Annotated in this window: 8 protein-coding genes; 4 read left to right on the forward strand and 4 right to left on the reverse strand. The window is 62.5% G+C overall.

From position 1 onward, the window contains the following. Nucleotides 1-28 precede the first annotated feature (28 nt). The 3 genes from ASG68_RS03490 to ASG68_RS03500 all read right to left on the reverse strand — a co-directional run bounded on the left by ASG68_RS03490 (nt 29) and on the right by ASG68_RS03500 (nt 6198). Nucleotides 29-817, reverse strand: coding sequence for a TIGR02186 family protein (locus tag ASG68_RS03490; RefSeq protein WP_062583101.1), 789 nt, complete (start codon nt 815-817; stop codon nt 29-31). Further along, nucleotides 817-1743, reverse strand: a complete 927-nt coding sequence (locus tag ASG68_RS03495; RefSeq protein ID WP_062583100.1) for a sulfite exporter TauE/SafE family protein — start codon at nt 1741-1743, stop codon at nt 817-819. Before ASG68_RS03495 ends, ASG68_RS03490 begins: the two co-directional genes overlap by 1 nt. 252 nt (nt 1744-1995) lie before the next feature. Continuing rightward, complete coding sequence (locus tag ASG68_RS03500; RefSeq protein WP_062583099.1) at nt 1996-6198, reverse strand: peptidoglycan-binding protein; 4203 nt, start codon at nt 6196-6198, stop codon at nt 1996-1998. Nucleotides 6199-6573: 375 nt separating this feature from the next. Here ASG68_RS03500 and ASG68_RS03505 point away from each other — a divergent pair, with 375 nt between their 5' ends. From ASG68_RS03505 to ASG68_RS03515, 3 genes are all read left to right on the forward strand, one after another. Beyond that, entirely contained in the window at nt 6574-8370 is a 1797-nt protein-coding gene (locus tag ASG68_RS03505; RefSeq protein ID WP_062583097.1) for an acyl-CoA dehydrogenase C-terminal domain-containing protein, read from the forward strand. A 197-nt stretch (nt 8371-8567) separates the two neighbouring features. Next, nucleotides 8568-9776, forward strand: a complete 1209-nt coding sequence (locus ASG68_RS03510) for an acetyl-CoA C-acetyltransferase (protein WP_062583096.1) — start codon at nt 8568-8570, stop codon at nt 9774-9776. Nucleotides 9777-9919: 143 nt separating this feature from the next. Continuing rightward, on the forward strand, nt 9920-12136 hold the full coding sequence (locus tag ASG68_RS03515) for a 3-hydroxyacyl-CoA dehydrogenase NAD-binding domain-containing protein (protein ID WP_062583095.1): 2217 nt from the start codon (nt 9920-9922) through the stop codon (nt 12134-12136). Nucleotides 12137-12282: 146 nt separating this feature from the next. Here ASG68_RS03515 and ASG68_RS32000 read toward each other — a convergent pair whose 3' ends face one another. Next, nucleotides 12283-12534 (reverse strand): hypothetical protein, encoded by a 252-nt coding sequence (locus tag ASG68_RS32000; RefSeq protein ID WP_062583094.1) that lies wholly within the window; start codon nt 12532-12534, stop codon nt 12283-12285. Here ASG68_RS32000 and ASG68_RS03525 point away from each other — a divergent pair. Next, nucleotides 12533-13411, forward strand: coding sequence for an aldo/keto reductase family oxidoreductase (locus tag ASG68_RS03525; protein ID WP_062583093.1), 879 nt, complete (start codon nt 12533-12535; stop codon nt 13409-13411). The genes ASG68_RS32000 and ASG68_RS03525 overlap by 2 nt on opposite strands. Nucleotides 13412-13692 lie beyond the last annotated feature (281 nt).

Consider the following 13692-nt stretch of genomic DNA (forward strand, 5'->3'; position numbering starts at 1 on the left):
ACACCCGGCAGTCTCTCGAAAGCGAAGCTCAATCCCGGCGGAAGATGATACTGGCCAGCCAGCCGGTGATGACGGCGAGCAGGACGGCAACAATACCGTAGAGGAAGGGCGATTCGTGCGCGGCGCGGGTGATCGCCTGTTCCAGGCCAGTCTTGACCACCTGCAGCTCCAGCGCCTTTGCCGCCACGAAAATACCGTCGCGGAACAGATAGGCGCGCACGATATGCGATCCATTGGGAACGTCGGCCGGCAAGCGCAGCGAGGCCTTGAACAGGCTGGAACTGATGAACTGCACACCGCCGGGATCGCGCTGGTAGACGCCCGTGGTCTCACGCAGACGCCGGAAGGCATCGCGGAATTCCGTCAGGTTGCTGCCATCGCCGATAAAACCGATCGGGATCAGCGGAATATGCGCGACACCGATGCCCATGTTCGTCATGTCGCCGGGCGGCGCGATGGTTTCGATATCGCGTGTGCTCGACAGGGAATAGGATTCCGGCACCAGTTCGAAGGTCATGGAACTGGTGTTGATCCAGATGCCGAAGACGCGCTCCTTCTTGCGCACCGTCGTATTTTCCTTCGGTCCTTCGAGCGCGACGACGATGTTGTACTTGCCCTGAGCAAGCACGTTCGGATCGAAGCCGTCGATGGCGCCGAAGATCGTCAGGTCCGCGCCGCGAAAGTCGGAGGTAATCGCGATCTGGTCGGTGGAGATGCCGATATCCAGCTTTTCGGTAAAATCGATCGGCTCCGCCTGCACGGCCATCGGCAGGGCAAAGGCAGCAGCCAGCAGCAGGGCGCGTATCCAGGTTCGCATCAGAAGCCGAGCCCCGCAGATACGACGGAATAGACTTCCTTCGGCGGAATCACGAGTTCGATCGCCAGTCTCAGGCCGACGGCAAGCACCAGCAGCGCCAGAAGAGCGCGCAATTGTTCGCCACGCAGCCGCTGGCCCACACGCACGCCATATTGGGCGCCGACGACACCGGCGATCATTAGAACGAAGGCCAGAACGATATCGACCGTATAGTTCGCCGTTGCCTGGACGATGACGGTATAGGCGGAGACGAAGATGATCTGGAACAGCGAGGTTCCCACGACGACGTTGGTCGGGATGCGCAAGAGGTAGATCATCGCCGGAACCATGATGAAGCCGCCGCCGACACCCATGACCGAGGTCAGGATGCCGATGCAGAAGCCGAGGGCGGCGATCGGGATGACGCTGAGATAGATCTTGGATTTCTTGAACCGCATCTTCAGCGGCAGCCGGTGCACCCAGTTGTGATGGCCGGGCCTCTTCAAAGTCACCGTCTCGTTGCGGCGAGCGCGCCGCAGCGCATTGATGCTCTCCCACAGCATCAGCGAGCCGACAGTACCGAGCAGCAGCACATAGGCCAGCGAAATGACGAGGTCGAGCTGGCCGATACGGCGCAGCAGCGAAAAAATCCAAATGCCGACAGTGGCCCCGGCGAGACCGCCGCAGAGCAGTACCGTTCCCAGCTTGATATCGATCGTACCGCGCCTGAAATGTGTGATGGCACCGGAGATCGACGACGCGACGACCTGGTTGGCGCCGGTGGCAACCGCGACGACCGGCGGGATATTGTAGAAGATCAGCAGCGGTGTGATCAGGAAGCCACCACCGACGCCGAACATGCCGGACAGGAACCCGACGGCCGCGCCCATACCCAGGATGATGAGTATGTTCACCGACAACTCTGCGATGGGCAGATACACTGTCACGGCCGTACCTCTAAATATGCCAATAGCCCGCAAAGCGGGCGGAAAACGTCAGGCTGGCAAGTGATTCACCACCGGAAAATCTTAAGGAGTGGAAGGGCCTGAAAACCAATTATGAAAATTGCGATTTCAATGTCATTCCGTCACGCGCTCGGGGATAAGGCCAGTCAACCTTCTGCAAGGCTGTAGTCTACCCCCTCGCCGCTCTCTTTGTGCGGTCGGTCTGCGGCATCAATAGGGCCGCAGACGTCATGTTCAGCCGTTCCGCTTCAGGAGTTCCTTGACCAGCGCATCGGTGATCTGGCCGGTCGGCTCCTGGCCGATCGATTTCTGGAAGGCCTTGATCGCCGAAACGGTCTTCTGACCCATCTCGCCATCCGGCTTGCCGGCATTGAAGCCGTTGTTGTTGAGGATCGCCTGGATGTTGCGAAGCGCCTTCTTCATATCAACGGAAGCGGTTTTCACACCCTTGCCGACCCAGGCATCCGGAACGTCGACCGCGTTGGCGGCCGGATCGACCGGGGTCACTTTCCAGGCGTCGAACTTGGCCTTTGCGCTCTTCAACTGTTCTGGCTTCAGAACCTTGCTGACTTCGTCGCGCTTCTGGGCAGCGTCTGCGTCACCGTCGCGGGCCGCGACCGCAAACCACTTGTAGGATTCTTCCAGATCCTGCTTCACCCCGTTGCCGCGCGCATAGAGGATCGCCAGGTTGAACTGGCTGTCACGGACGCCATGCTCGGCGGCCTTGCCGAACCATTGTCCGGCAGCGGCGAAGTCCGGCGACGAAGCGCCGCCGCTGGCCAGCATGACAGCAAGATTGTGCATGGCACTGGCATTGCCCTTTTCAGCGGCTTCCTGATAGAGCGCGCGCGCCTTGGATACGTCGCGGGCGACGCCGCTGCCCTTTTCATAGAGGCTTGCCAGCCGATACTGTGCCGGAATGACGCCGGCATCAGCCGAGCGCTGGTACCACTTGGCGGCTTCGGCGAGATCGGCCTTGACGCCACGGCCTTCCGTGTAGATCACGCCGATTTCGAACAGTGCAGCCGGGTCACCCTTCTTAGCGGCCTCGGCCAGGGCCTCCGGCTTGACTTCGGCCGGCACGGCAATGTCAGCGGCAGCAACCGGTGCGGCCGCATCAGTCTTGGCAGCATCCGCATTCTGCGCATCGAGACTTGCGGCCGTATCCGATCCGGCGGGCGCAAGCATCTGCGAGGCGCCATCGGTCGCCGGCTTGACCGGCTCCGCCTGCGGCACGGTCTGTTCCGGCGTCTGAGTTTCGGGCTGGCTCATCTGCGGCTCAGCCGTCGCCGGCTGCCCGCCGTCGTCCATGCCACCATCCTGCCCGACCGCATCCTCGCCGGCTGCGTCTTCTCCAGCATGTGGCTGCAACGTGCTCAGCGGCTCGACCTTGGTGTCCTCGGCATTGTCTTCAGCCGGGGTCACTGGTGCAACATCGGCGGTGGCGGGCACATCCTTGGCAACCGGCTGCTCGATCACGGCCACCGGCGCCTCGACCGGCGCGCGATCGCCACGAATCAGCGTGTTGACCAGCGGATAGGACATGATTGCCAGGAGCACGGCGCCCACGGCCATCAGGATCGGGCGGCGATGACGGGCAAAAGCACCGCCGATCGACGACGGGGTAGAGCTGGTCTTGCCGCGGTTCAGGGTATCGACTTCCTCAACGGCGAGTTGCGCGGCACGACGGGCAGCCGCGATGAAATCCGCCTTGTCACCTTCGCTCGGCTGTGCGGCGCGCGCGTTCTGGCCGGCGCGGACGCGTTCGAGGATTTTCTTGACGTCCGGCACGCCGGAGCCCGGCTCGAGGAGCTGGTTGGCGACGTCGGGCTCGATTGTTTCGGACGCATCCATCGGCGGTGTCGGATCGACAAGCTGCCGCTCGACAGCGCGCACGGGTTCAGCGCGCTTGCCGGAAAACCGCTTGGCAAGGCCAGCCAGCAGGCTGGTCTTGGCAGGTGCCGTCACGGACTTTGCATCAGCCTTTTCGACGATTGCAGGCTCCGAAACAACCAGAGCTTCCGCGACGTCAGCCACTTCGGGATGCAAGGCAACAGCCGACTCGGCCTCGGCGGCCATCGCATGCATGTCGCGCTTCAGATCTTCGTAGCGGCGTCCTATCTGGACTTCGGCGAAGGGGTCCTCGTGGTCGTTGAAGACAGGTTGTGTCGCCTTCGGCATTTCCGGCTGGCGCTGCTCCTGATAATCCCGAAGGCCGAAGGGGCGCGGCGCTTCCTGGGCCACACCGCGCTCTTCCAGCCGTTCCAGCTTCTCGGCGATATGGACAAGCGTTTCGTGCAGCGCCTCGAATGTGCGGGCCGTGCGGTCCTCGCTGGAGCGGCTGAGATTCTCGAGCACCTTGAGATCATCCGCCAAGGCAGAGATTGCCGCCATGTCTGTACCGCCGGACGCGGCCTGACCGATACCGCCGTTCTTCGAATAGGCTTCCATCACCGCTTCGGCCGCCTGGCGGGCGGCCTCGATGATATATTCGTCGCTGGTCGCCAGATATTCCTCGAGCGCCGTCATCCGGCCTTCAAACTCGGCGGGAACGGCAGCCGGCGCAACGATCTCGCGCGGCTGGCTGACAAGGCTCGACAGGTTGGCGATCTGGTCCTGCAGGCTGCGCAGGATTTCGCTGTCATCCTGCGGCGCGGCATGGGTTTCCTCAAGACGGATGGCGATATCCGTCAGCTGGTCCTCAAGCCGGGTGAAGCGGTCGTTGCCGGCAAAGGAGACCGGCGCCGCATCGAGCGAATCGATCCGGCGGGCGAGGTCGTCGAGACGTTCGGCGAGCGCATCGTTGACGGCGCCCTGGTCGAGCGCATCGATCTTGCGTGAAATGTCGCTCAGATAGCCCGTCAGGTCCGGCTGGACCGACGCCTTCTGCGACCGCTCCATCATCATCGACAGCTGTTCGATGCGCTCTTCGAGGCGAACGGCCGCCTCTTCGTTCGCCAACTCCTCCACACGGGCCGTTAGCGCCTCGATGCGTGCGGACAGGCCATTGTCCGTGGGACGCGACAGGACATCGATCCGGCGGGAGAGATCGACCAGATGATGTTCGACACGATCGACGCCGGACGTATCCGGTGCTGCGGCAAGACGGTCGATCCGGCGCGACAGGTCTGCGAGGTGACCTTCCATGCGATCGACACCAGACGTGTTCGGTGCAGCCGACAGGTTGTCGATCTGGCGCGACAGGTCGGCAAGGCGACCCTCGACGCGGGTGACGGCAGGGCTGTCGGGCGCGGCCGTGCGGCCGCTGGCAACGATCGCGCGGCTGATCTCGTCCAGACGGGCGTCGAGGTCGGAAAATTGCGATGCCATCCGGTGGTCGTCCGGCTGCATGTGACGGCCGATCAATTCGATCGCCTGCGCCACCGAAACCAGCTTGTCCTCCAGCGCATGCAGCGCCGGGCCGTTGTTCATCGTGCCGATCTGCGACTTGATCTCGTCGAGGCGGTAGGCCAGCGCCACCAGTTCATCGTCGCGGTTGGTGTCGAACACGTTCAGACGGTCTTCGACGCCGGTCCAGCGGGTTTCCATGCGGCGCACGCTGTCCTCGCGGGCAAGGCCCTCGATCATGCTGCGCAGGTCGTCGAATTCGTGCTTCAGTTCATCCGTCTGGGCAGGCGAAGCCTGCTTGCCAAGCTGGTTGATGCTGTCGGCCAGACGCTGCAGATCGCCGCGCATGTCTTCGGCCAGAGCCTGGTCCTGACCTGCGTCCGCCGTGATGCCGCGGATTTCGGCGCGAAGCGTTTCCATTTCGCGCGCAAGGCCGTCGGCGATGTCCTTCTTGAGTTCCTGCCGCAAGCCAACCAGCGACTGGGCGATCTCGGCCATGGCCGGGTCCGGACGCTGCGGTTCGCTGCGGAACTGCTCGGAACGCAGAGGCTCGCGGCGAACCGCTTCCTGACGTACATAATCCTGGCGTGGCATTTCCTGCCGGTAATTCTCCTGGCGGAGGTTTTCCTGACGAATCGGTTCCTGGCGGACAGGTTCGCGACGCGCGGGCTCGCTTGGGAAAGGCTCGCTGCGATAGACCTCGCTGCGCAGCCGCTCGCTCAGCGGCCGTTCGGGAAGCGGCATCTCGCGCTTCGGCAGGACCGGAGCCTGCACCGGGCGGCGTTCTTCGTAGCGTGCTTCCTGACGCGGCTGCACCCGTTCGCGGATCGCATCGCGCTCGCGGCTGGCATTCAGCGTACGCTGGCGCTGCATGATTTCGGAGACCGGGTCGAGGCGTGGCGCGGGCATTTCGCGCTCCAGCACATCCCGGCCGCGCTGCTGTTCGCGCCCGCCGGTTCCCATCAATCCTTCGATGCGCGCTTCCAGCCCTTCGATCGTGCGGTTCAGCGCATCGAGGGACGACCTGTCGCCATAGGCGCCAGAGCCCGGATTGCCCGAGCGTGGAGTGTTTGATCGCGATCCGTTCATCGTTCTTCGCCTCTTCCATCGGCCTTGATCGGACTCTGGATCTCAGAAAGGCAAACCCCCGCCTTCCGATCCGGTACCGATCCGGACAAAGCTGCAATGACGCGAAGACAGAACTGTTGCAGCTGTGACCATCTCAACACGCACTTTCACGAAACGTGGTAAACAAGCCGTTAACCTGACTGAAAATTTTTTAACGATTTGCGCGCATGCTGCGGTTCGGCAGGCTTTCACATCACTGTTCCGGCTTTTGGCCGGCCATCGATCAAAGTTTCACGATCGACCAACTTTGACGTTTACGCAAACGTCAAAGTTTTGTAGCATGATGAAAATGACATGGCGCACCCATGACAGGGTTACAGGTGAGGAACAGGAAACATGCCCAGCTATAAGGCTCCGGTAGAAGACACGCTTTTCATTCTCAACGACGTTCTCGGCATCGAGCGCTACAATAACCTGCCCGGTTTTGCCGATGCGACACCCGACATGATCGAGGCGATCGTCGGCGAAGCGGCGAAACTCGCCGAAGAAGCGCTGTTCCCGGTCAATCTCTCCGGCGACCAGGAAGGCTGCAAGCGCAACGACGATGCGACAGTAACGACCCCAAAGGGATACAAGCAGGCCTTCGACCTCTACCGCCAGGGCGGTTGGCTCGGCCTTGCCGTGCCGGAGGAATTCGGAGGCCAGGGTCTACCCTATACGCTGCACACTGCCGTTGGCGAATACATGTCGTCGGCCAACATGGCGCTGACCATGTATCCGGGCCTGACGCAGGGCGCGATCGCCGCTATCCTCGTCCACGGCACCGACGCGCAGAAGGAAACCTATCTGCCGAAGATGGTGACCGGCGACTGGACTGGCACGATGAACCTGACCGAGCCGCATTGCGGCACCGACCTCGGCCTGCTCCGCTCCAAGGCCGTGCCGCAGGGCGATGGCTCCTACAAGATTTCCGGCCAGAAGATCTTCATCTCCGCCGGCGAACACGACATGTCGGACAATATCATCCATCTGGTGCTGGCCCGCATCGAGGGCGCACCGGAGGGCGTGAAGGGCATTTCCCTGTTCATCGTGCCGAAGTTCCATGTCGAGGCCGATGGCTCCGTCGGCGCCCGCAACACCGTTTCCTGCGGCGCGATCGAGCACAAGATGGGTATCCACGGCAATTCGACCTGCGTCATGAACTATGACGAAGCGGTCGGCTATCTCATCGGCGTGGAGAACAAGGGCCTCAACGCCATGTTCGTCATGATGAACGAGGCCCGCCTCGGCGTCGGCCTGCAGGGCCTGTCGATCTCCGAGATCGCCTATCAGAACGCAGCGAACTACGCCCGCGACCGTATCCAGGGCCGCGCGCTCTCCGGCGTCAAGGCTCCGGACAGACAAGCCGATCCGATCATCGTCCATCCCGATGTTCGCCGCGTGCTGATGACCATCAAGGCCTTCAACGAGGCCGGCCGCGCCTTCACGCTGTGGACGGCACTGAAGTCCGACATCGCCCATCGCGGCGACAACGATAATGACCGCCAGACCTCCGACGACATTCTCGGCCTGATGACCCCGATCCTCAAGGGCGTGCTTACCGACAAGGGCTTCGACCACGCCGTCATGGCCCAGCAGCTGTTCGGCGGTCACGGCTATATCGAAGAACATGGCATGAGCCAGTATGTCCGCGATGCCCGTATCGCCATGATCTACGAAGGTGCCAACGGCATCCAGGCACTCGACCTCGTCGGCCGCAAGCTGGCGCTGAACGGCGGCCGGGCGATCACAGCTTTGTTCAAGGAAATCGGCGATTTCTGCGAGGAAAACCGTTCGGACGAAAAGCTGGTCACCTATACCAAGGGTCTGAAAAAAGGCCTGAATGACCTGCAGGCGGCTACCATGTGGTTCATGGGCAATGCCATGGCCAAGCCGGACAATGCCGGTGCCGGCTCGACCGACTACATGCACCTCTTCGGCCTCGTCGTACTCGGCTACATGTGGGCGAAGATCGCCAAGACGGCGGAAGAAAAGCTGGCCGAAGGCGCCGGCGAGCGCGAGGCCTACCTGAAGAACAAGCTCGTCACCGCGAAATTCTTCATGGAACGCATCATGCCGGAAACCGCACTCCGCAAAGCCCGCATCGAAACCGGCGCCGACACGCTGATGGCACTCGACGCGGCTGCGTTCTGATTGAGCTTGCACCAAGGTGCTCCCTCCCCCTTGTGGGGAGGGTTGGGGAGGGGCCTTTCTTTCTCAAAAAAGAACCCCTCCCCTCCGCTTCGCTCCGACCCTACCCACAAGGGGGAGGGTTGACCCGGCGCATGCCGCCGGTGACAGTGGACACATAGATTTTGGCAGGTTGAACTGCCGACAGGGAGAAAACAATCATGACCGAAGTCTTCATTTACGACCACGTGCGCACGCCGCGCGGCCGGGGCAAGAAGGATGGGGCACTGCATGAAGTGCCGACGCCGCGCCTCGCCGCCAAGGTGCTGGAAGCACTGCGCGACCGCAACGGGTTGGATACGTCCACCGTCGATGACATCATCATGGGCTGCGTCGATCCGGTCTTCGAAGCCGGCGCCGTCATTCCCAAGGCTGCCGCCTTCGAGGCCGGCTATTCCAACAAGGCGCCGGGCATGCAGATCTCACGCTTCTGCGCCTCCGGTCTCGATGCCATCAACTTCGCCGCCGGCAAGATTGCGCAAGGCGCCGACGACATCGTCATCGCCGGCGGTGTCGAGTCGATGTCGCGCGTCGGCATGGGCATGTCCGGTGGCGCCTGGTACATGGACCCGTCCGTCAACTTTCCCGGTTACTTCATGCCGCAGGGTGTGTCCGCCGACCTGATCGCCACCAAATACGGCTTCTCCCGCGATGACGTCGATGCCTATGCCGTAGAGAGCCAGAAGCGCGCCGGCCATTCCTGGGACAACGGCTATTTCGACAAGTCAGTGATCCCGGTGAAGGACCAGAATGGCATCGTCATTCTCGCCAAGGACGAGCATATGCGTCCCACGACGACGATGCAGAACCTCGCCTCGCTCAACCCGTCCTTCCAGATGCCCGGCGAAATGGGCGGCTTCGACGCCGTCGGCATCCAGGCGCATCCGGAAATCGAGCGCATCAACTACGTCCACCATGCCGGCAACTCCTCCGGCATCGTCGACGGTTCGGCCGGCGTTCTGCTCGGCTCGAAGGCCGGTGGTGAAGCGATGGGCGTCAAGCCACGTGCCCGCATCAAACATTTCGCCAATATCGGCTCCGATCCGGCGCTGATGCTGACCGGCCCGGTCGATGTCACCGAAAAGCTGCTGAAGCGCGCCGGCATGTCGATCGCCGATATCGACCTGTTCGAACTCAACGAGGCCTTCGCCGCCGTCGTCCTGCGCTACATGCAGGCCTTCGACATCCCGCACGACAAGATCAACGTCAACGGCGGCGCCATCGCCATGGGCCACCCGCTCGGCGCCACCGGCGCGATGATCCTCGGCACCGTGCTCGACGAACTGGAACGCCGCGGCCTCCAGACCGCGCTCGTCACGCTGTGCATCGGCGCCGGCATGGGCACGGCGACGATCATCGAGCGGGTTTAGTCCTCCCAGTCCTCCGTCATGGTCGGGCCTGACCCGACCATCCACGGCCCCGAGGCATGGATCCTCGGGTCAAGCCCGAGGATGACGGAGAGGAGGATACGGAAACCGCCGGAACAGAATTTCAGGGAAGAGGAAATCCCACCATGACCACCTACACCAATTTCACCATCGAAACCGACGAAGACGGCATAACGCTGGTCACCTGGAACATGCCGGACAAGTCCATGAACGTCATCACCGCCGAGGTGATGACCGAACTCGACGCCATCATCGACCAGACCGTCGCGGATGCCGCTGTCAAGGGCGTCGTCTTCACCTCCGGCAAGTCCACCTTCTCCGGAGGCGCCGATCTGTCGATGATCAAGGGCATGTTCACGTTCCAGCAGGAACAGAAGAAGCTCGACCCGGAAAACGCCGCGCAAAAGCTGTTCGATCTCACCGGCAAGATGACCGGCCTCTACCGCAAGCTTGAAACCTCCGGCAAGCCGTGGGTCTCGGCCATCAACGGCACCTGCATGGGCGGCGCGTTCGAATTGTCGCTCGCCTGCCACGGCCGTGTTGCCGCCAATTCGAAATCGGTCAAGATCGCCCTGCCCGAGGTCAAGGTCGGCATCTTCCCCGGCGCCGGCGGCACGCAGCGCGTTCCGCGCCTGACCAACGCGCAGGACGCCCTGCAGATGATGACCACCGGCTCCTCGCTCACCCCGCAGCGCGCCAAGGCCATGGGCCTGGTGCACGAGGTTGTCGATCCAGCAGAACTGATCAATGCCGCGAAAGCCATGATCAAAAATGGCCTGAAGCCCGTCCAGCCTTGGGACGAGAAGGGTTACAAGGTTCCCGGCGGCGGCATCTGGACGCCGGCTGCGGCACAACTCTGGCCGGCCGCATCCGCCATCCTGCGCCGCGAAACCGCAGGCAACTATCCGGGCGGTCTCGCGATCCTGAAATGCGTCTATGAAGGCCTGCAGGTTCCCTTCGATACCGGCCTGAAGATCGAGCAGCGTTACTTCACCGAGATCCTGCAGACCACCGAAGCCTTCTCGATGATCCGCTCGCTGTTCATCTCGATGCAGGAACTCGGCAAGGGCGCCCGCCGCCCGGCCGGCGTACCGAAAGCGGACCTCAAGGCCGTCGGCGTCGTCGGCGCCGGCTTCATGGGTGCCTCGATCGCCTATGTCTCCGCCGCCGCCGGCATCGCTGTCACCCTGATCGACCGCGACATCGAAGCCGCCACCAAGGGCAAGACCCATTCGGAAGGCCTGGTGAAGGACGCGATCGGCAAGGGCCGGATGACACCGGAACAGGGCGAGGCCCTGCTGGCGCTCATCACACCCTCCGCCGATTACAACGACCTGAAGGACGTGAAGCTCGTCGTCGAGGCCGTGTTCGAGGATCGCCAGGTCAAGAAGGATGTGATCGAGAAGGTCGAAGCCGTGCTGGGAGAAGACGCCATCTTCGCCTCCAACACCTCGACCCTGCCGATCACCGGCCTTGCCAAGAATTCCAGGCGCCCGGCCCAGTTCATCGGCATCCACTTCTTCTCGCCGGTCGAGAAGATGATGCTGACGGAAGTCATCTTCGGCAAGGAAACCGGCGACGTGGCGCTCGCCACCGCGCTCGATTTCGTCGCCGCGATCAAGAAGACGCCGATCGTCGTCAACGACACGCGCGGCTTCTACGTCAACCGTTGCGTCTTCCGCTACATCCACGAAGCCTATGACATGCTGATCGAAGGCGTGCCGGCGGCCATGATCGAGAATGCCGCCAAGATGGCCGGCATGCCGGTCGGCCCGCTGTCGCTGAACGACGAAGTGGCGATCGACCTTTCCCAGAAGATCCTGAAAGCCTCGATCGCCGATCTCGGTGAAGCCTCCGTCGATCCGCGGCACATGACGCTGATCAACAAGCTGGTCGATGACCTCGACCGCCGCGGCCGCAAGAACGGCAAGGGTTTCTACGAATATCCGGCAAAGCCCGCCAAGAAATTCCTGTGGCCGGGCCTGAAAGACCTCTTCCCGCAGAAGACCGCCGACACGTTCGACGTCGAAACGATCAAGCAGCGCTTCCTCGTCACCATCGCGCTCGAAGCCGCCCGCACCGTGGAAGAAGGCATCGTCACCGATCCGCGCGAAGCCGATGTCGGCTCCATCCTCGGCTTCGGCTTCGCCCCCTATACCGGCGGTACGCTGAGCTATATCGACGGCATGGGCGTCAAGACCTTCGTGGCACTCTGCGAAAAGCTCGCCGCCACCTACGGCGCCCATTTCCAGCCGACGCCGCTGCTGAAGGACATGGCCGCCAAGAACGAAACCTTCTACGGCCGCTTCGACCCCTATGGCGCGGCCGCGAAGGCGGCGTGAGCGAGCCTGAATCAACGATAGCCAGTCAGACCCTCACCGGCCTGACTGGCTTGTCGGCAAGGCTTAAACTCATTGTTTGTCTGGGCGATCACACCACTCTCCCTCATCCTCGCCCTCGTGGCGGGGATCCAGCGACCTGACGTCCGTCAGGTCAAAAGACTCTCTTCGCCCAAAGACTTGGGCGACTGGATTCCTGTGACGAGCACAGGAATGACGATGAGATTGTTCTGGCCCGCCCTCCCAAAGGCATCGTTCTCAATCTGAAACACCGCCGGACAATTTGATTCCTTCGCCGCCCCATTGTCCAAAAAACCAAACAGCCTGTACCGACTATCCACTATTCTCGCCCAGCCAAAATGCCCTATCTGACAGATGTCCCAGCAACGGAGCATCATCATGTCCAGTCTTGAAAAATCCGGCACGTTCACCCTCGGCGACCGTACGGTCAAGCGCCTTGGCTACGGCGCCATGCAGCTTGCCGGCAAGGGCGTCTTCGGCCCGCCGAAGGATCGCGCGGAAGCCGTCGCCGTGCTGCGCGAGGCCATTGAAAGTGGCGTTGACCACATCGACACCAGCGATTTTTATGGCCCCCATGTCACCAACCAAATCATCCGGGAAGCGCTGCACCCCTATCGCGACGACCTCGTCATCGTCACCAAGATCGGCGCGACGCGTGGCGCGGATGCCTCCTGGAACCCGGCCTTCTCGAAGGAAGCGCTGACGCAGGCGATCCACGACAATCTGAAAAACCTCGGCCTCGACGTCATCGAAGTCGTCAACCTGCGCGCCATGTTCGATGTCCACGGCCCGGCCGAAGGCTCGCTGGAAGAGCCGCTGAGCGTGCTCGCAGACCTGCAGCGCCAGGGCCTCGTCAAGCATGTCGGCCTGTCCAACGTCACCCCGAAACAGGTGGCCGATGGCCGCAAGATCACCGAGATCGTCTGCGTCCAGAACCAGTACAATCTCGCCCATCGCGACGACGACGCCTTCATCGAACAGCTGGCTGCGGAAGGCACGGCTTACGTTCCCTTCTTCCCGCTCGGCGGCTTCTCGCCGCTGCAATCCTCGACGCTCTCGGATGTCGCCGCGCGTCTCGACGCAACGCCGTTGCAGGTGGCGCTTGCCTGGCTGCTGCAGCGTTCGCCCAACATCCTGCTGATCCCCGGCACATCCTCACGCGCCCACCTGCGGGAAAACCTCGCCGTCGCCGATCTCGCCTTGCCGGCAGACGCCATCCGCGATCTCGACGCCATCGCCGCCGCCAAGGCCGCCTGACGTCGAACCGGCCATCGCGCGGCCGCGGAAAGCCGCGCGATGGCCTTTTGCCCGGCTCTCCTAAGAGATAGGCGCTTTCGCATATAGCAAAGTCCCCTCCCCAACCCCTCCCCACAAGGACGAGGGGCTACGATGCCATACCCTTCGCAATCCAATCACAGCAACCCGGCAAGAAGAAACCGCTTCCAAGACAAAGGGCTCAGCGAGTTGAATTCGTCTTGGCTGGCCACAAGGCGTGGCCGCAGGTTAAGCCCCTCCCCCCTGTGGGGAGGGGTTGGGGA

It is taken from the genome of Rhizobium sp. Leaf453, from assembly GCF_001425605.1.
Lineage (GTDB): Bacteria > Pseudomonadota > Alphaproteobacteria > Rhizobiales > Rhizobiaceae > Pararhizobium.

Bases quoted from the DNA above. Each gene is read 5' to 3' on its own strand.
- ASG68_RS03490 (WP_062583101.1), bottom strand. From the start codon at position 817: ATGCGAACCTGGATACGCGCCCTGCTGCTGGCTGCTGCCTTTGCCCTG.
- ASG68_RS03500 (WP_062583099.1), bottom strand. From the start codon at position 6,198: ATGAACGGATCGCGATCAAACACTCCACGCTCGGGCAATCCGGGCTCT.
- ASG68_RS03505 (WP_062583097.1), top strand. From the start codon at position 6,574: ATGCCCAGCTATAAGGCTCCGGTAGAAGACACGCTTTTCATTCTCAAC.
- ASG68_RS03510 (WP_062583096.1), top strand. From the start codon at position 8,568: ATGACCGAAGTCTTCATTTACGACCACGTGCGCACGCCGCGCGGCCGG.
- ASG68_RS03515 (WP_062583095.1), top strand. From the start codon at position 9,920: ATGACCACCTACACCAATTTCACCATCGAAACCGACGAAGACGGCATA.
- ASG68_RS03525 (WP_062583093.1), top strand. From the start codon at position 12,533: ATGTCCAGTCTTGAAAAATCCGGCACGTTCACCCTCGGCGACCGTACG.
- ASG68_RS32000 (WP_062583094.1), bottom strand. From the start codon at position 12,534: ATGATGATGCTCCGTTGCTGGGACATCTGTCAGATAGGGCATTTTGGC.